We start from the raw sequence: 17,388 nt of genomic DNA on the forward strand, positions 1-17,388 counted from the left end.
CTGTTCGGCCTAGTCCGCGGGCCAGGCGAAGCCGACCTCGCGGGCGCCAGGTTCCGCCCGCACGAGGGAGAACTTCGTCTCCGCACCTTCCTCCGGTGCGCCCGCGGACGGCGCGAGCACCGGTGGGTCCACGATGAACACGCGCGCGGCGTCCTCCCCGCTTTTGAGCGTCACGCCGTCGAAGTTGTGGCCCACCCACGGCTCGAGCGCGGTTGCTTCCGTTAGGTGCAGGCACGCCTTTTCCACGGTGTTGGCGAGCTGCGAGGACCGGCCCATCGTCTTGATCACCCGGGCGGCGTCGCGCTCGACCCACTCCGGTACATCCTCACTTGCGCAGATGGCGAGGCAGACTTCGTTGGCGTAGCGGTCGATCAACCGCCGCAAGGGTGCGGTGACGTGCGAGTAGAACCCGCCGATACCGGCGTGCACCTCGGCCTGCTTCTCGGATAGGTCCACGTAGCCTGATCCGCGCAGGAGTTTTTGTGCCTCTCGCATCACCGCCATGCCGCGCGGGGTGTCGGCGTCCACGCCGGCGAGGAACTCGCCGATGTCGCCGGCGACGTCGTAGCCCAAGTTGCGTGCTTCTCGACGAAACTCCGCCTCCCCTCCCTCATCCGCCGGGCCCAACGTGCGCAGGAAGCCCACCCCGGCGTCGACCATCATCCGCCCCGCGACCATGCCGGTGAGCAGTGAGATTTCCGAGTTGTAGTCCATGACCGGGTGGCGCGGCTCGATGACCAGCTCGAACGTGTCGCCGTCGCCGACCACGCGCACAGACGGCAGGCGCAGGTTGATCGCGTGTCTGCGCAGCGAGGACTGCTGCCGTAGCTGCCCCACCTCCTCCAGCTGCGCAATCGACGGGTGCACTGACCCTGCCTGCATGTCTTTGTGCACGCCCTCGTAGTCCAGCCGCGCCACGGAGCGCACCAGCGCGCGCTCCACGTGCGCCGAATCGACTTCGCCGCGCTCGTCCAGCTCGAATGTCCAGAGCACTGCGGGCCGGTCCACGTCGGGAAGCAGCGAAGCGGAGCCCTCCGACAGCTCCTCCGGGTGCAGGCGCGCGGGCTCGTCGGGCAGGTAGATCGTCTGGCCGCGCTCCAGCGATTCGTCCGCCACCGCAGAATCGGGGTCCACGAACGCCGCCACATCCGCGATTGCGTAGCGCACCACGTAGCCGCCGCCAGAGCGGGACTCGATGTGCACCGCCTGGTCCAGGTCTTTCGAGCCGGCGGGATCGATGGTGACGAAGGGCACGGAGCGGGCGTCGATACGCAACTGCGAAAAGCGGTCCTGAAGCTGCGAGGCTTCCGTGTGGAGCTCCGGCACGAACGTTGTGCGCACGTCGAATTCGCGCGCAATCGAGCGGAAGTTTAAAGGCGCGGCGTAGAGCTTCATAAGCAGCCATCGTGCCACGAAAAGGGCGAATGAGTCGGCCTATGAGCCGGATTCTGTTCCCCTTGCGGGGCGGCGACCATCCATCTGGGCCTCCCATCGCTGGGGGCCTCAAGCAGCTACCTTCGGACTGGGCGGGCAGCCTACATCCGACGACCTCCGCCGTTTCGGGCGGGGGCTCTTGCCTTGCTCCCGGTGGGGTTTACCTGGCCACCTACGTCACCGCAGATGCCGGTGCGCTCTTACCGCACCCTTTCACCCTGACCTCGTTGCCGAGGCGGTCTACTTTCTGTTGCACTTTCCCGCGGATCGCTCCGGGTTGCTGTTAGCAACCACCGTGCCCTGTGGAGTCCGGACTTTCCTCGACCCGCGCCTTCCCCGAGGTTGGGGTGGTTCGCGGTGCCGCGGCCGCCCGGCCGGCTCATTCGCGAGGTACAGCATACGCTTTCCGCCGGTTGGAACGGAACTGCCGGGCATCGTTCGAGGATGCTTACCCCAGGATGCTTATCCTTCGAGAGCGTTGACGGGCATTTCTCGTGTCCACTCGATAAGTAAGCGTTTAGGAGTAAGCATCCTCCCCCGGTAAGCATCCTGGGGTAAGCATCTAGCGCCGGAACCTACCCGCGGTGGTGTGCGACGTCGTTGACGCAGCGCACCACGCCGAAATCTCCGTAGTAGTCCACGACGCTGATGCTGGCCAGGTCCAGAAATAGGTGCTTGAACAGCTCCGGCCCGGCGCCGAGGGCCTGACGCAGGAACGACTTCACCGGCGTCATGTGCGTGACTACCAGCACTGTTTGCCCCTCGTAGCGCTCCTGCAGCTTCGACCGCGTGCGCGACACCCGGCGGTGCAGCGCGGTCAGGGACTCGCCAGACGGGGGCGCGTTGTTCGGCGAGGACTGCCACTCGTCGAACGCTGACGAATCCCGCGCTACCGCCTCGTCGCGGGTGAGCCCCTCGAAGTCGCCGAAGTCGAGCTCGCGCAGCCCCTCGTCCACCACCACGTCGAGCCCCAGCGCGCCGGCGGCGATGCGGGCGGTGCCCTGCGCGCGAGCCTGCGGCGAGGCCACAACGGCGTCGATGCGCCCGAATTTGCGCAGTGCGTCGACGGCCCGGCGCGCCTGGTCGCGGCCGGTGTCGGTCAGCTCTGGGTCGGACGTGCCGGAGAAGCGCTGCTCGGCGGAGTGCTGGGTCTGTCCGTGCCGCAGCAGAATGAACCGGGTGCGCGGGGCACCCTCGCCGGCCCAGTGCGCGGGGCTGGCGGTCTGGTGCGAGGGCTTCTCCCCCACCCACACGCCGGTGCCTTTGACGATGCCGGGGGCGTCGCCGCGGGCGGCGGCGTCCATGGCCACATTCGACAGCTCGTCGGCTTTCTTGTTCTTGGCGCGCGGGACCCAGGTGTAGGTGACCTTCTCAAACGACGACGCGAGGTCGCGCACCTCGCGCGCCAGCTTCTGCATGTCGGGGTGTTTGATTTTCCAGCGGCCGGTCATCTGCTCGACAACCAGCTTGGAGTCCATGAACACGTCCACGTGCGTCGCCCCGACCTCTCGGCACGCCTCAAGGCCGCGCACCAGGCCGTAGTACTCGGCGACGTTGTTGGTGGACTTTTTGCCCACGACGTAGACGATCTCGCCCAGGGTCTCCCCGGAAGCGTCGTAGACCACGGAGCCGGATCCGGCGACACCCGGGTTCCCCCGGGAGCCGCCGTCGCAGTACATGGATACCTGCATCAGCTACTCCGCCGGAGAAACCCGCACCAGCAGCGTGCCGCAGTTCGGGCAGGTGGGCAGTTCGTCTTCCGGCTCGCCGAGCACCTCGGCGCGCTCGGCCGGCGGCAACTGGATAAAACAACCGCCGCAGGCGCGGCCGTTGAACTTGGCGGCGCCGATGTCGTCGTAGCCGCCCAACACGTCGTCAGGCAGTTTCGCCCGCAGCGCATCCACGTCCACGTCATCTTCCTCCGGCAGGGCGTCGACGGCGCGCTGGGCGGCCTCGACCTTGCGGTTGGCTTCGTCGACGCGGGCGGCGTGCACATCGCGGTTGTTGCGCAGCGCAGCGATCTCGTTGTGCGCCTCCTTCAGCTCGGACAAAAGGTCCGCGATGCGGGATTTGGCGGCGTAGCGGTCGTGCTCGAGGTCCTTGCGGCGCTCCGGGTCGGTCTCGGCGGACAGCTGACGCTTGTCGTCCAGCTCGCGCTTCTTCAGCTTCCGCTCGTCTTCCTGGATGCGCAGAATTTCCAGCTCCATGTCGTCGACTGCGAGTTGGGCTGCGGCGGAGGCGTCGGTCAGGCGCTTGCGCTCGTCGATAAGCTTTTGAAGCTCCTGCTCCTCGGGGCGCACGCGCGGCTGGGAAGACGCGGCGTCTGCCTGCGCGAGCTGCAGGAGGACGGGCTGCAGGTCTTTGGAAAGGTGCATCGTTTCTCCTTACTCGGGGTGCGCGGAGATGGTCCACGGGTCCGTGCGGATGTGCAGGATCTCGGTGTCCACGCTCAACGGAGCCACGATACTCTCCGCCTGCTCGGTCCAGGGAAACTCGCTGGCCCAGTGGGCGGTGTCGATCACGGCCGGCCCGCCGGTGCGCAGGTGCTCGTCCACCGGGTGGTGGCGCAGGTCGGAGGTGACGTAGACGTCCACGCCGAGCTTAGCTACATCGGCGAGGAAGCTGTCGCCGGAGCCCGAGGACACCGCGACGCGTCGCACGATCTGGTCCGGGTCGCCGGCGGCGCGCACGCCCCACGCGGTTTCCGGTAGCGCGTTGGCCACCTGCTGGGTGAATTCGCGCAGCGTCATCGGCTCTTCCAGTTCGCCGATGCGGCCCAGGCCGGTCGATGTTTCGAGGTCGCGGGTGTCGGCCATCTGCACCACATCGAACGCGGGTTCTTCGTAGGGGTGCACTTCGCGCAGCTTCTCGACGATCCTCCGGCGATCCGCCGCCCTCGCCACAAACTCGACGCGGATCTCGTCGCCCGTGTAGTGCGTGCCCACGGCCCCGTCGGTAGGGTTCGCGCCCTCGACGGGGGTGAACTCGCCGGTGCCCTCGAAGGAGAAGGCGCACTCGCGGTAGTCCCCGATCGCGCCGGCGCCGGCTTCGAACAGCGCGCGTTTCAGGTCCGCGGCGGCTGCCGGCGGGACGTGCACGCCCCAGCGATCGGTGGCGTCCAGGGTGACGGGTTTGATCGGGCGGCCGGGCGTGATACCGACGAGCTCCGCCAGCTTGTCCGAGACACCCGGGCGGGCCGAATCGGCGTTGGTGTGCGCGGCGAACAGCGCGCAGCCGCCGGTAAGCAGGGTGTGGATGACCTTGCCCTTCGGGGTGTTCGCCGCCACGGTGTGCACGCCGCGCAACAGCAGCGGGTGGTGCACGACCAGCAGCTGGGCACCTGCGGCGACGGCACGCTCGGCCACCTTTTGGGTGCAGTCGAGCGCGAAGGCCACCTTGGTCACCTTCGCGTCCGGGTCGCCGCAGATCAGCCCCACCTGGTCCCAGCTTTCCGCCAGCGCAGGCGGGTAGGCCGCCTCGAGCGCGTCAACAACTGTCTGCACTGTTACGTCTGTCATGGCAGCCAGCCTACAAATTTGGAACAGTGGGCTGGCGTGAACGCTACTTTGCTTTTCGACGTCGACGGCACGCTGATCGACTCCTTCCCCGGCATCAGGCACGGCTTCCTAGCCGGGCTGGAGGCCGTTGGGTGGGACAAACCCAGCGAGGAATTTATCCGCCGCATCCCCGGCCCGCCCATGCCGGAGACGATGCGCTCACTCGGCATGTCTGCCGCGCAGGTAGAAACCGCCATGCGCGCCTACTCGGACTACATGTCCGGCGAGGGCTGGCAGCGCTTCGAGGTCTACCCCGGTATGGATGCGCTGGTGCAGCGGCTGGCTGGGGAGGGCTACCGCGTGTGCACGGCGACGTCGAAAAGCGAACGCTTCGCACGCGCCGCGCTGGAACGCGCGGGGCTTTTGGCACACATTGATTTCCTCGGCGCCGCGTCAAATGACGGAAAGCGCGCGAAGAAGGTCGACGTGATCCGGCACGTGCTGGACACTGCTGCGCCCGAGCGCCCGCTGATGGTCGGCGACCGGCTGCACGACTTCGAGGGCGCCAAAGAGTTTGGCATCCCGAGCGTGGCCATGACCTGGGGATACGGCGCCGCCGAGGAGTGGGAGTTGGCGGACTACGTGGCGCGCGACGCCGACGAGCTAGAAAGGATCATCCGTGAGTTCTAAATTGCATATCGACTTTGTGTGCACCGGCAACATCTGCCGCTCCCCGATGGCGGAGGTGATCGTCCGGGAGAAATTGGCGCAGGCTGGGTTGGGGGATGCGGTCACGGTGACGTCGTCAGGCATTGGCGGCTGGCACGTGGGGCACAAGGCCGACGAGCGGGCGCGCGCGGAGCTGGCGGCCCACGGCTACGACGGCGAGGCGCACCGCGCCCAACAGTTCGGGTTTGAGCAGGAGCAAGCCGACTTGATTGTCGCGCTGGATACGAACCACGTCTCCGAGTTGGTCGCCCGCGGTGTGGACGAGGACAAGGTGCGCCTCATCCGTTCGTTCGACCCCGCTGCTGAGGACGGCGCCGGCGTGGCCGACCCCTACTACGGCGGGCCCCAGGGCTTCACCGTCGTGCGCGAGCAGATCGAGTCCGCAGCTGACGGCATTATTGCCTGGGTGCGCAAGCGACTAGACTGACCCGGCGTGAGCGCCAACAATCAATCGTCCAAGCCGTGGTGGCGGCAGATGCTTACCCCCGGCTGGGTCATCGCGGCGCTGTTAATTGGGGTGTTCTCCTACTACGCGTTTACGTTCCTCGCGCCGTGGCAGCTGGGCAAAAACGAGGCGCTTGAAGAGCGTAACGAGCACATCTCGGCCGCCTTCGAGCATGACCCGGAGCCGTTATCGTCCCGCTTGGGCGCCGACGGTTCCCTGGGGGCGGACGCCGAGTGGTCCCGCGTGGTCGCCACCGGCCGCTACACCGGCGACGACGTGCTGCTGCGCCTGCGGCCCGTCGACGGCACACCCGCCTTCCAGGTCCTCACCCCGTTTGTGCTGGACGACGGTCGCGCGATCGTCGTCCACCGCGGCTGGGTGAAGGCCGAAAACTCCACTCAGGTGCCCGCCGTGGAACCGGCGCCGACCGGCGAGGTCACCATCACCGGCCTGCTACGCGCCGATGAGGGCGAGCACCCCAACCCGCCCATGCACGAGCAGGGCTACGACATGGTCTACTCCATCAGCCCCGCGCAGGTCGGCTCGCTGACCGGCACCGATGTGGTCTCGCCATACTTGCAGCTCCTCGGCGAAGAAGCGGGCGTGCTCGACCCGATCCCGCTGCCGCAGCTCGAAACAGGCAACCACCTCTCCTACGGGCTGCAGTGGATCCTGTTCGGCCTCGCCGCCCCCGCCGGCCTGATCTACTTCCTCTACTCCGACTCCCGCGAGCGGCGCCGCTTCGAAGCCGAGCAGGAGCAACTGCTTCTCGACGACACCACCGCCGCCGGCAGCCCCGACCCCACCGCTCCCGCTGCCCCTACTCGCCAGCGCTACGGCTCGTCGCGCGCCAACCCGTGGGCCAAGGCATACGATAAGGAAGAAGAACGCTAGCTTCGCCCGCCTGAAAGGGGACGGTTGACCGTGATTGATGCCGAACAGCTCCACTCCACCCTGTTCACGCTGGAGACCGCAGGTCTTGGTTTGGCGGACGGCATCGAAACCGACGACATCGACGACGCCGTCGCCGACCACCCCGTCACGTTTGGCAGTCGGCCCTTCGCGGTGTTGTCCCAGGTGGCGCAGCTTGCCGAGTCCGCCGACGACGAGGAGGCGCTGTTCGTCCTCGCCCACCCCGGTTCCTTGGAAACCCGCGCCGCGCGCGCCTGCGCCGCCGCCGGCGTCGAGCTGTGGGACCTCGCCGTCGTCCCCGACGCGAAAGGCTCCGTGGCAGGCTCCGCCCGGGTGCGGTTTTCCGAGTGGGACGTCGCCGACGTGCCCTTCTCCGGCCCCTCCCCCTGCTTCGAGCTGGCCATCCTCGCCGCCATCGAGTCCCGCCCCTTCGCCTGACCGGACCCCCAAAAAGACAGCGCAAACCCTGGGCACCAAACCCTGGGTTCGCGCAAAAATAGGCCGATGCCGGGGTTTGGCTCCCAGGGTTTGCGGGCGGTCAAGCCCCATCCCAGGGTTTGCGGGCGGTCAAGCCCCATCCCAGGGTTTACGGGCGGTCAAGCCCCATCCCCGCGCTAGATGCTTACTCCTAAACGCTTACTTCTCGACGAACCCCCGGCCGCGCCCGCTACTGCACTCGAGGAGTAAGCATCCTGGGGTAAGCATCTAGACCGGGTAAGCATTCTGGGGTAAGCATCCTCGGCCGAGATGAGTTGAGTTACCCAGCCAACAGCAGTTTTCGCTTCCCACACGGGCTCTGCTAGTCTGCTTGCTACGCGCGCCGTTAGCTCAGCTGGAAGAGCAACTGGTTTACACCCAGTAGGTCGGCGGTTCGAGCCCGTCATGGCGCACCAGATCGATGGTCCCGATCCGGCATTCCGGAACGGGACCATTCGCATTGCTGCCTAGCCCCGCGACGTGGCCAGCGCTGGCCAAAACCCCCGGCGCGGCTAGCGGTTGCGAGGCGTGAGGCAGGAGCCCTGCCAGGCGCCGAAGCGGTCCGCCTTCGTCTGGGTGAAGCCGGCGAGCTGGGCGGACTCGGCGATCTCGCTGGGCGGGACCACCCCGGCGGAACCGGCGGAGCCGGCCCCGGGGGTCATCAGCCAGATGCGGCCGCCGGGGCCGAGGCCGCGGGAGACGTCGACGAGATCATCGACGAGGTCGCCGTCGCCGTCGCGGAACCACAGGAGGATGGTGTCGCAGGGTTCGTCCACGTCTTCGTCGAGAAGCTCGGCCCCGATGGCGTCCTCGATGGCCTCCGAGATGGCGGAATCCGCGTCCTCGTCCCAGCCGATCTCCTGCACAACATCACCCGGTTTTACCCCCAGGCGGGATGCGTAGGTGTCCACTCCTGTGGCACTCAAAACTCCATGTCCTCCGTTTTTATCAAGATGTGGTTTGGGCGATAGCTTAACGTCGAGAAGCAAAGAATGCTTGCAAACCCGTGATTAGTCTCACCAAAGAGTACCCGCTGTAAGACCGCACGCGCGCGAGCACGTATCCTTGGGGCGTATTGCCCGACTGAAGCCAGGAGGTTGAAGTGGCCCAGAAAGAGACCAACATGGAAGACGCTCGCGCGAAGACCGCGTCCGAGGTTGACACCAACATTCTCTCGCTGCGCGAAGGCGTGGCGTCTTACCTGCACGACGCGGACCCCGAGGAAACCCAGGAATGGATGGACTCCCTCGACGGGCTGCTCGAGGAATCCGATCCGGAACGCGCCCGCTACCTCATGCTGCGCCTGATCGAGCGCGCCAACGCAAAGCGTGTGCCGCTGCCGGCACTGTCCTCGACCGACCTGGTCAACACCATCCCCACCAAGCTCGAGCCGGAATTTCCGGGCGACGAGCAGATTGAGAAGCGCTACCGCCGCTGGATGCGCTGGAACGCCGCGGTGATGGTGCACCGTGCGCAGCGCCCCGGCATCAGCGTCGGCGGCCACATCTCCACCTACGCATCCGCAGCGGCGCTCTACGAGGTCGGCTACAACCACTTCTTCAAGGGCAAGGACGCGCCGCAGGGCGGCGACCAGGTCTTCTTCCAGGGCCACGCCTCCCCCGGCATGTACGCCCGCGCCTTCATGGAAGGCCGCCTGAGCGAAGACGACATGGACGGCTTCCGCCAGGAGCACTCCCGCGAGCAGGGCGGCCTGCCGTCCTACCCGCACCCGCACGGCATGCCTAAGTTCTGGGAGTTCCCCACCGTGTCCATGGGCCTGGGGCCAATGAACGCCATCTACCAGGCACGCTTTAACAAGTACCTGCAGGACCGCGGCATCAAGGACACCGACCAGCAGCACGTCTGGGCGTTCCTCGGCGACGGCGAGATGGACGAGCCGGAATCCCGCGGCCTGATCCAGATGGCCTCCCTGTACGGCCTGGACAACCTCACCTTCGTGATCAACTGCAACCTGCAGCGTCTCGACGGCCCGGTGCGCGGCAACGGCCAGATCGTCCAGGAGCTGGAGAGCTTCTTCGTCGGCGCCGGCTGGAACGTGATCAAGGTCGTGTGGGGCCGCGAGTGGGACGAACTGCTGGAAAAGGATGAGGACGGCGCGCTCGTCCACATCATGAACACCACCAAGGACGGCGACTACCAGACCTTCAAGGCCAACGACGGCGCCTACGTCCGCGAGCACTTCTTCGGCCGCGACGAGCGCACCAAAAAGCTCGTCGAAGACATGACCGACGAGGAAATCTGGAACCTGCGCCGCGGCGGCCACGACTACCGCAAGGTCTACGCCGCCTACAAGCGCGCCCTGGACACCAAGGGCAAGCCGACCGTCATCCTCGCCCACACCGTCAAGGGCTACGGCCTCGGCCACAACTTCGAGGGCCGCAACGCCACCCACCAGATGAAGAAGCTGGCCCTGGAGGACCTCAAGCTCTTCCGCGACAAGCAGCAGATCCCCATCTCCGACGAGGAGCTGGAGAAGGATCCGTTCATGCCGCCGTACTACCACCCCGGCGAGGACGCCGAGGAGATCAAGTACCTGAAGAAGCGCCGCGAGGAGCTCGGCGGCTACCTGCCGGAGCGCCGCCAGGACTACTCCCCGGTCGAGCTTCCGGAGTTTGAAAAGACCTTCAAGGCGCTGTTCAAGGACTCCGGCAAGCAGGAAGTCGCCTCCACCATGGCGCTCGTGCGCACCTTCAAGGCGCTCATGCGCAACAAGGAGCTGGGCAAGCGCATCGTCCCAATCATCCCGGACGAGGCCCGCACCTTCGGCCTGGACTCCTGGTTCCCCACCCTGGGCATTTACAACCCGAACGGCCAGAACTACGTGCCGGTGGACCACGACCTGCAGCTGTCCTACAAGGAAGCCACCGACGGCCAGATCCTGCACGAAGGCATCAACGAGGACGGCTCTTCCGCCTCGTTCATCGCCGCGGCGACGTCCTACGCCACCCACGGCGAGCCGATGATCCCGATGTACATCTTCTACTCGATGTTCGGCTTCCAGCGCACCGGCGACAACTTCTGGGCCGCCGGCGACCAGATGGGCCGCGGCTTCATCATCGGCGCCACCGCCGGCCGCACCACCCTGTTCGGTGAGGGCCTGCAGCACATGGACGGCCACTCCCCGATCCTGGCGTCCACCAACCCGGCCGTCATCCCGTACGACCCGGCGTTCGCCTACGAGATGCCGTACATCATCTCCAAGGGCATCGAGCGCATGTACGGCCAGGGCGCCGACAAGGACGAGAACGTGATGTACTACATCACCGTCTACAACCAGCCCCACCACCAGCCGGCACGCCCGGAGAACCTGGACGTGGAGGGCCTGCACAAGGGCATCTACCTCTACGACGAAGGCAAGGACCTGGACAACAAGGTCTCCCTCCTCGCCTCCGGCGTGGGCATGCAGCAGGCACTGCGCGCCCAGGAAATCCTGCAGGAGCAGTACAACGTCGGCGCCGCGATCTACTCCGTGACCTCCTGGACCGAGCTCGCCCGCGAGGGCCAGGCCAAGGCCACCGAGCAGCTGCGCAACCCGAGCGAAGAGGTCGAGGAGGCATTTGCCACCAAGCAGCTGAAGCAGACTGAAGGGCCCTACATTGCGACCTCGGACTTCGCTTCCGACCTGCAGGAGCAGATCCGCGCCTACGTCCCGGGCCAGTACATCGTGCTCGGCGCCGACGGCTTCGGCTTCGCCGACACCCGCGAGTCCGCCCGCCGCTACTTCAACATCGACGCCGAGTCCATGGCCGTCGCCGCCCTGCTCGGCCTGGCCAACGAAGGCAAGATCGACCGCTCCGTGGCTGCCCAGGCGGCCAAGGACCTGAAGATCGACGACCCGACCGCCACCGCCGCCGACGAGGACGGCGAGGACGTCGGCCCGGAGAACGCCACCGAGTAGGGGGTTATCTCGGGCCTTAGGGCTTTAGGGTTTTAGGGGCGTTCCGGTTTCGGAGCGCCCCTTTTGTCGTGGGTTTTTGGTTGTTTGGTGGCGTTTGGTGGGTGCGGGTTGGCGGGTGCGGGTTGGCGGGTGCGCTGACAGATTACGGCGGACACTTGCGCCGACCTGGGCCGATGCGGGCCCGCTGACAGATTCCGCCGCGATCCGTCATGGAGCGCCGCCCGCTAGGCGTGTCTTGGCCGCCCGGTGCAGATTTGTTCACGGCGCGATGAATGATCCCGCACCATTCGAACATCCGACCTGGGCAGAGTGAACAAATTGCACGGGAAAGGAGATTTGTTCACTGGATGGCTGTGCGGACTTCCTGTGAACCACCGGTTGTCGGGATCGGAGTTCGAGGATGAGTTATCCACCGGAGGTGAGGCAGCGTGCCGTTGAGCTTTCAGAGCAAGGGCTTGCTGCTTCGCAGATTCGTGCGCAGTTGATTCGGGAGGACTGTAGGTCTGTTCCTTCTGCAGCTTCAATTTCGGGATGGGTACGCAACGCCCGTCATGGCAACGGCGTCGATAAGGGTTGGCGTTGCGCCGAGTTGATCGCTGAGGTCGTCCGGGTGAATGTGACAACGTCGGCATCCACCCGCGAGATTGGATGGCGTTTTCGAGTCGCTGCGAGTTCCGTGGCGGCGTGGACGCACAAGTTCGCTCCGGATGCGGGTTCGCGGCGTGGGATGACGCCGCAGGAGATAGAACAGGCGACACTGGCGCGTGTGAAAGAACACCACGAAACCCAAAAACGCAAGCGCAAGCAGACCGAGACACAGCGTCAATCACAACGCACCCCGCGCGATGAGAGTGCGCATTTGCGCAACCATGAGCAGCCAACAACTCCGTTTGATGAGGCAGCGTTGCCGGATGATGTTGAGGCCCTCAAAGACCTGTTGCGTCAAGAGCGGTTTATGCGTCTGGCGGATAAAGCGCTGTTTGAGGCGGTGATGGAATCTGAGGGAAAAGCGCAAACCCGGAGACGCTCGACAGCGTGGTCGTCGCTACGGCTGTCAGACGACTCCGGGACGTCGGATACCAAGTAACACATTGCTGCGCCTACTACGGATTGAACTACAGCACGTACAAGTCGGCATGCCGACGGTTGGATCACCCTTTGGTCGACCGCAAAGCCCAGGCCAAGGCATTGGTTTCGGCTGTTTGTGAGGACAATCGCATGACCTACGGCTACCGCCGCGTGACTGAAGTATGCAAAGCGAACGGTCTTTCACTCGGTGAAAAATCGATTCGCACGATCATGAGCCAGGAACACCTGCAGCCGAAGACAAAACACACAAAGCGCTACAGCTCATATAAGGGTGAAACTGCCCATCGTCCAGCGAATCGATGTCTGGTTGGAGATATCGATACTGTCGTCAAAAATGGCACCCACGTCTCGCAAAGATATCGTTCGCAAGCGGATCGTCGCAGGCAGGCGGGCAGGAAGGATCTGGTGCACGACTTTTACGCCGACGCACCAAACCAAAAACTCGGCACCGACATCACCGAGTTTCAATGCGCTGACGGCAAGGTCTTTTTTAGCCCGCTAATCGACTTCCACGACAACATGCCCATCGCATACACCTGCGCAACACGACCAGCGGCGTTGCTGACCAACACCATGCTTGAAGCGGGGCTCGAGCAACTACAACCGGGGCAACGCCCCGGCTTGCACACCGACCGCGGCTGGCACTACCGCCACGCCGACTGGGTCGATCGACTCACCGACACCAGCCACGACAGGCAACAATGCGAACAATGCACGCAGGAAAAACCCTGCGATAACGCCTGGTTGATGGTGCCGTCCCTATCGCGGCTTGGCAACAGCGGCGACAACGCCCGAGTCGAGGGCTTCTTCGGCACCGTCAAGCGCGAACTTTATGCCAATGGGATTCGACCTGAAAAGCTCACGACCGAGGAGTTTATGGAGTATCTTGACGACTACCTGGACTGGTTCGTCTTTGACAGACTCACCACCGGACCAGACGGGCAATACACAACCCTGGCTAAGCAAAGAAACCTAGCCAAAACCACCTAGCCAACAACACAACGGCAACGAGTGGTTCACAGGAAGTCCGCAGACCCGGATCGCTGAACCCGAGTGAACAATTTTGCGGCAGCCCCGGGCACCCGCCCCTACTGCGACGGTCCCCCTACATCTTGGGCAGGAACTGCTGCAGCTGCGGCCACGCGAAGGCCGCGGCGCCAACCAGAAGCGCGAGGACGCCGAAGATGAGGCCGAGCTTCTGCGCCGTGGACGAGCCGCCAGACCCGTCCTGTGCAGGAGCCGGCTGCGGCGCCGGGTCCTCGGGCAGCGTCACGCCCTTGCCCGAGTTCTCGATTTCGGCGTTGGAGCTGCGCTTGGACCCGTCCGCGAACGTGGTCACCACGGAAAAGCCTGCGTCCGCGTAGGAATCGGTGGGCACCTTCGCCGTGATCACGCCGGTTTTTCGTCGTGGCTCCATTCCCAGCCGCTGCCGCCGCCGGTGACATCCCACTTGGCGTCCGCGGGCAGGTCGAGCTCCCACCGGTTGAACGGCTTCAGCGTGATGGTCTGCCCTCCGTCGCCGACTGCGCTTTCGTACATGGGCTCGTAGAGGAAGGCCTCGTCTGGGATGAGGGTGATCTTCGGGGAGTACAGGTCGGTCGAGTTGTCCGGATACGTCACGCGAACGTCGATTGGCTGCGTGTTTTCCCCAGGCTGCGGCGGGTTCGCGTCGTTGTGGTTAAGCTGCACGCGTAGCTTGTCGCCGCGCTTTTCAAGCTGCATCAGTTCCCTCGAGGTGTCCCGACCGGTCAACTTCCAGGTCGCGCCTTCCGGCAGGCCGAGCAGCTCGTACTCCACCGACGTGCTGTACCCGTCGCTCGGCACAACGTTTACATGCCGCGGCGCAGGGTCGAAGTACGGCGTGTACTCGTCGACCATTGCGGCGGAGGCGGCGGGAGCGAGCAGGCCGGCGGCGACGACGACCACGCCCGGGAGTGCGAAGCGTTGCATGCGCTTATCATAACGGCATGGAACTTTCGCAGCGGTTGGACCTTGGCGGCTTGCTCGCCGACGACTCGGACGCCCAAGAGCAGGCGGAGGCGCGGGGCACGTTCGCGCGCATTGCGGAGCTCGTGGAGGATGTCTCCGGCGTCGAGCTTGAACCGGAAACAACGATTGACGGGAGCGGGATTTCGTCGTTAAGCCGTATTGAGCTCGCTGTTCGCATCGAGGAGGAGTTCGCAGTGCCTATCGACGAGCACGTCTACGCCCAATGCGCCACCGCCCAAGACCTCGCCGACTATGTGGAGGAACACCAATGATTTCGTATCTGACCGACATGGATGGCGTGCTACACCGCGAGGGCGAGATCATCCCCGGTGCCAAGGAGTTCATCAGCGCGCTGCACAGCGAAGACATCGATTTTATGGTGCTGACCAACAACTCGATCCAGACCCCACGCGACCTGTCTGCGAAGCTGAAGCGCATGGGCCTGGACATCGAGCCGGAGCGCATCTGGACCTCCGCCACGGCGACCGCGAAGTTTTTGTCGCAGCAGGCGGGCGATGCCTCCGCATACGTCATCGGGGAAGCTGGCTTGACGACGGCGTTGCACGAAATCGGCTGGATCCTCACCGACGCTGACCCCGACTTTGTGGTGCTGGGCGAAACGCGCACCTACTCGTTTGAGGCGTTGACCACTGCGTCGAACCTGATCCGCAACGGCTCGCGGTTCATCGCCACCAACCCGGATCTGACCGGCCCGGGGCCCGCGGGCGTGGTGCCGGCGACCGGGTCCGTGGCGGCCATGATCACCGCCGTGACCGGCATGGAACCCTACTACGTGGGCAAACCGAACCCGGTGATGATGCGCTCGGCGCTCAACAACATCGGCGCGCACTCCGAGAACACGGTGATGATCGGCGACCGCATGGACACCGACGTCAAGGCCGGCCTCGAGGCGGGCATGCGCAACGTGCTCGTGCGCTCGGGCATTGCCGACGACTCCGAGATAGCCAAATACCCCTTCCGCCCCACCGCGGTGCTGGACTCGGTGGCGGACCTGGTGGAGCGGATCTGGGATCCGTTCGGCGACGGCTTCTACACCGCCGAGTCGGAGCCGGCGACGTAAAAGCGCTGGTGGTTGACAAACTCGTCCATGCCCAGGGGCCCAAGCTCGCGGCCTAGACCGGATGCCTTCACGCCGCCGAACGGCAGCTCGGCGCCGCGCGCCTGGGGGATGTTCACGTGGATCATGCCGGTGTCGACCTTCGCTGCGACCTTCTTGGCGCGCTCGGTGTCCTCGGACATCACCGCGCCGCCGAGACCGTAGCGCGAATCGTTGGCCAGCTCGATCGCCTCCTCCTCGGAGGAAACCTTGTACACCTCGGCCACGGGCCCGAAGAACTCCTCGTAGTAGGAGTCGGAGCCGACCGGAATGTCGGTAATCACGGCCGGGGTGATGTAGGCGCCCTTGCCGGTGACTTCGCCGCCGACGCGCAGGTTCGCGCCCTCCTCGACGGCCAGGCGCAGCTGCTGTGCGAGTAGCTCCGCGGCGTCGCGGGAGGACAGCGGGTAGAACTCCTTGCCGTCGCCGGGGTTGAGCGGGTCGCCTTCGCTGTACGACGACGCAAGGTCCACCAACGCCTGCACAAATTCGTCGTAAATGTCCTCCATGACGATCATGCGCTTGTTGGACGTGCATGCCTGGCCCACGTTGCCGATGCGCTTGTTCCACGCGGTCTCGGCGGCCTTAGCCACATCGGAAGAATCCAGCACGACGTACGCGTCGGTGCCGCCGAGCTCGAGCACGCACTTCTTCAGCGCCTGGCCGGCCTGGGAGGCGATGGTGCGACCGGCGCGCTCGGAGCCGGTTAGGGACACGCCCTGGACGCGGTCGTCGTTGATCAGCGTGGAGACCTGCGAGTGTGTGGCGTACAGGTTCGTGTACAGGCCCTTCAGCGCGCCCGCCTCGTCGAAAATCTTGGCAATCGCGGCGGCGGAGCGGGGGCAGATCTCGGCGTGCTTGACCATCACCACGTTGCCGGCCATCAGCGCCGGGGCCGCGAAGCGCGCGACCTGGTAGTACGGGAAGTTCCACGGCATGATGCCCAGGATCACGCCGAGCGGGACCTTGCGCATGACGGAGGTGCCGCCGCGCTGGTTCGGGATCTCCTCGTCGGCACCGAATTCCGCGCCGTTGTCGGCGTAGTAGTTGAAGATCTCCACGGCGTCGTTGATCTCGCCGTCGCCCTCCTTGACCGATTTGCCCATCTCTTCTGCGATGATGCGGGTGAGCTCGGCGCGTTGCTCGTCGAAAAGCTTCGCAACCTTGCGCAGCACCTCGGCGCGCTCCTCGAAGCTCTTCTCGCGCCACTGCTTGAACGTGCCGTTTGCGGTGGCCAGCGCGGTTTCGAGCTCGTCGTCGGTGATGAAGTCGAAGGACTCGACGATCTCGTTGTTCTTCGGGTTTTGTACGCGGTATTTAGTAGACATGCGGCCCATCGTAGGAGCGTGGCGTGAGGCTCGCCACAAAATTTTTCTCGCGCGAAAGCCGGTCCATGGCCTGCGCAAACGGCTCGATCTCCTCGCGCGTGGCCAGGATCGTTTCGCGGCAGGAGTACGTGCGGTCCGCGCGCCGCTGCCAGCGGGTGAACCAGATTTCGCCGGGCGCGCCGTCGGGAAGCAAAAGCATCTGCTTCTCGACGCTCCGTCGCTCCCGCACCGGCATCCCCTCAACGCAGAATGTCCACGCGAGTCGGGTGCGCGGGGCGCGGCAGGTGGGTGCGGCCAGTGTTGTCGTCATTGGTGGGGACCCTTCTTGCGGGCGCCTTTGCGGCGTGCCCGCATCGATGGCGGCACACTCCAACCCCGGTGACTAGGCGGGAGTGCCGCGGCGGGTGACTAGCCCGCGCGGCGGAGTGTGAGACGAGAGGTTCGTCTTCCCC

The 17,388-nt window shown here is 65.4% G+C and carries 18 protein-coding genes, 1 tRNA gene and 1 other RNA gene; 10 read left to right on the forward strand and 10 right to left on the reverse strand.

Annotation, left to right across the window (positions count from 1 at the left end; genetic code table 11):
- Positions 1 to 9: 9 nt before the first annotated feature.
- The 5 genes from CIHUM_RS07775 to CIHUM_RS07795 form a co-directional block, all read right to left on the reverse strand.
- A complete protein-coding gene (locus CIHUM_RS07775) occupies positions 10 to 1,395 on the reverse strand; it encodes an RNB domain-containing ribonuclease (protein WP_034998445.1) in 1,386 nt (461 codons plus the stop codon).
- Positions 1,396 to 1,421: 26 nt separating this feature from the next.
- Positions 1,422 to 1,816: RNase P RNA component class A (gene rnpB / locus CIHUM_RS07780), an RNA gene on the reverse strand.
- Between the two features lie 193 nt (positions 1,817 to 2,009).
- Complete coding sequence (locus CIHUM_RS07785; RefSeq protein WP_034998444.1) at positions 2,010 to 3,125, reverse strand: bifunctional RNase H/acid phosphatase; 1,116 nt, start codon at positions 3,123 to 3,125, stop codon at positions 2,010 to 2,012.
- Positions 3,126 to 3,128: 3 nt separating this feature from the next.
- On the reverse strand, positions 3,129 to 3,809 hold the full coding sequence (locus CIHUM_RS07790; protein WP_034998442.1) for a zinc ribbon domain-containing protein: 681 nt from the start codon (positions 3,807 to 3,809) through the stop codon (positions 3,129 to 3,131).
- A 9-nt stretch (positions 3,810 to 3,818) separates the two neighbouring features.
- A complete protein-coding gene (locus CIHUM_RS07795) occupies positions 3,819 to 4,952 on the reverse strand; it encodes a Nif3-like dinuclear metal center hexameric protein (RefSeq protein WP_034998441.1) in 1,134 nt (377 codons plus the stop codon).
- 36 nt (positions 4,953 to 4,988) lie between these two features.
- On the opposite strand from CIHUM_RS07795, the gene CIHUM_RS07800 reads away from it, so the two are divergent.
- The 5 genes from CIHUM_RS07800 (at position 4,989) to CIHUM_RS07820 (ending at position 7,910) form a co-directional block, all read left to right on the forward strand.
- Positions 4,989 to 5,621: an HAD-IA family hydrolase gene (locus tag CIHUM_RS07800; protein ID WP_034998434.1), complete on the forward strand. Its 633-nt coding sequence runs from the start codon at positions 4,989 to 4,991 to the stop codon at positions 5,619 to 5,621.
- Positions 5,611 to 6,087 (forward strand): low molecular weight protein-tyrosine-phosphatase, encoded by a 477-nt coding sequence (locus CIHUM_RS07805; RefSeq protein ID WP_034998432.1) that lies wholly within the window; start codon positions 5,611 to 5,613, stop codon positions 6,085 to 6,087. Before CIHUM_RS07800 ends, CIHUM_RS07805 begins: the two co-directional genes overlap by 11 nt.
- Before the next feature lie 6 nt (positions 6,088 to 6,093).
- The gene (locus CIHUM_RS07810; protein WP_243427135.1) at positions 6,094 to 6,999 is read left to right on the forward strand and encodes an SURF1 family cytochrome oxidase biogenesis protein; all 906 of its coding nucleotides are present in this window, start codon (positions 6,094 to 6,096) and stop codon (positions 6,997 to 6,999) included.
- A 30-nt stretch (positions 7,000 to 7,029) separates the two neighbouring features.
- Positions 7,030 to 7,455 carry a hypothetical protein gene (locus CIHUM_RS07815; protein ID WP_148363840.1) on the forward strand — a complete coding sequence of 142 codons (426 nt, stop codon included), beginning with the start codon at positions 7,030 to 7,032 and terminating at the stop codon, positions 7,453 to 7,455.
- Between the two features lie 379 nt (positions 7,456 to 7,834).
- Positions 7,835 to 7,910 (forward strand) — tRNA-Val (locus CIHUM_RS07820).
- 96 nt (positions 7,911 to 8,006) lie between these two features.
- Here the strand turns inward: CIHUM_RS07820 and CIHUM_RS07825 are convergent.
- Positions 8,007 to 8,420 (reverse strand): DUF3052 domain-containing protein, encoded by a 414-nt coding sequence (locus tag CIHUM_RS07825; RefSeq protein WP_034998424.1) that lies wholly within the window; start codon positions 8,418 to 8,420, stop codon positions 8,007 to 8,009.
- A gap of 197 nt (positions 8,421 to 8,617) precedes the next feature.
- Here CIHUM_RS07825 and aceE point away from each other — a divergent pair, with 197 nt between their 5' ends.
- From aceE to CIHUM_RS07840, 3 genes are all read left to right on the forward strand, one after another.
- A complete protein-coding gene (aceE, locus tag CIHUM_RS07830; protein ID WP_051106407.1) occupies positions 8,618 to 11,413 on the forward strand; it encodes a pyruvate dehydrogenase (acetyl-transferring), homodimeric type in 2,796 nt (931 codons plus the stop codon).
- A 400-nt stretch (positions 11,414 to 11,813) separates the two neighbouring features.
- A complete protein-coding gene (locus CIHUM_RS07835; RefSeq protein WP_148363865.1) occupies positions 11,814 to 12,500 on the forward strand; it encodes a hypothetical protein in 687 nt (228 codons plus the stop codon).
- Positions 12,501 to 12,571: 71 nt separating this feature from the next.
- Positions 12,572 to 13,492 (forward strand): DDE-type integrase/transposase/recombinase, encoded by a 921-nt coding sequence (locus CIHUM_RS07840; protein ID WP_187370399.1) that lies wholly within the window; start codon positions 12,572 to 12,574, stop codon positions 13,490 to 13,492.
- A 115-nt stretch (positions 13,493 to 13,607) separates the two neighbouring features.
- Here the strand turns inward: CIHUM_RS07840 and CIHUM_RS07845 are convergent, their stop codons facing one another.
- Complete coding sequence (locus CIHUM_RS07845) at positions 13,608 to 13,895, reverse strand: hypothetical protein (protein WP_034998422.1); 288 nt, start codon at positions 13,893 to 13,895, stop codon at positions 13,608 to 13,610.
- Positions 13,892 to 14,452: a hypothetical protein gene (locus CIHUM_RS07850; RefSeq protein WP_034998420.1), complete on the reverse strand. Its 561-nt coding sequence runs from the start codon at positions 14,450 to 14,452 to the stop codon at positions 13,892 to 13,894. Before CIHUM_RS07850 ends, CIHUM_RS07845 begins: the two co-directional genes overlap by 4 nt.
- Positions 14,453 to 14,469: 17 nt before the next feature.
- Between CIHUM_RS07850 and CIHUM_RS07855 the strand changes: the two genes are divergently transcribed.
- Positions 14,470 to 14,763 (forward strand): acyl carrier protein, encoded by a 294-nt coding sequence (locus CIHUM_RS07855; RefSeq protein ID WP_051106342.1) that lies wholly within the window; start codon positions 14,470 to 14,472, stop codon positions 14,761 to 14,763.
- Entirely contained in the window at positions 14,760 to 15,572 is an 813-nt protein-coding gene (locus tag CIHUM_RS07860; RefSeq protein ID WP_034998417.1) for an HAD-IIA family hydrolase, read from the forward strand. Before CIHUM_RS07855 ends, CIHUM_RS07860 begins: the two co-directional genes overlap by 4 nt.
- Here the strand turns inward: CIHUM_RS07860 and CIHUM_RS07865 are convergent.
- Positions 15,542 to 16,936, reverse strand: a complete 1,395-nt coding sequence (locus tag CIHUM_RS07865; protein WP_034999184.1) for an NAD-dependent succinate-semialdehyde dehydrogenase — start codon at positions 16,934 to 16,936, stop codon at positions 15,542 to 15,544. The genes CIHUM_RS07860 and CIHUM_RS07865 overlap by 31 nt on opposite strands.
- On the reverse strand, positions 16,926 to 17,246 hold the full coding sequence (locus tag CIHUM_RS07870; RefSeq protein ID WP_143313355.1) for a hypothetical protein: 321 nt from the start codon (positions 17,244 to 17,246) through the stop codon (positions 16,926 to 16,928). The genes CIHUM_RS07865 and CIHUM_RS07870 overlap by 11 nt, the downstream gene beginning before the upstream one ends.
- Positions 17,247 to 17,388: the final 142 nt, after the last annotated feature.

This window comes from Corynebacterium ihumii, assembly GCF_028609825.1.
Taxonomy (GTDB): domain Bacteria; phylum Actinomycetota; class Actinomycetes; order Mycobacteriales; family Mycobacteriaceae; genus Corynebacterium; species Corynebacterium afermentans.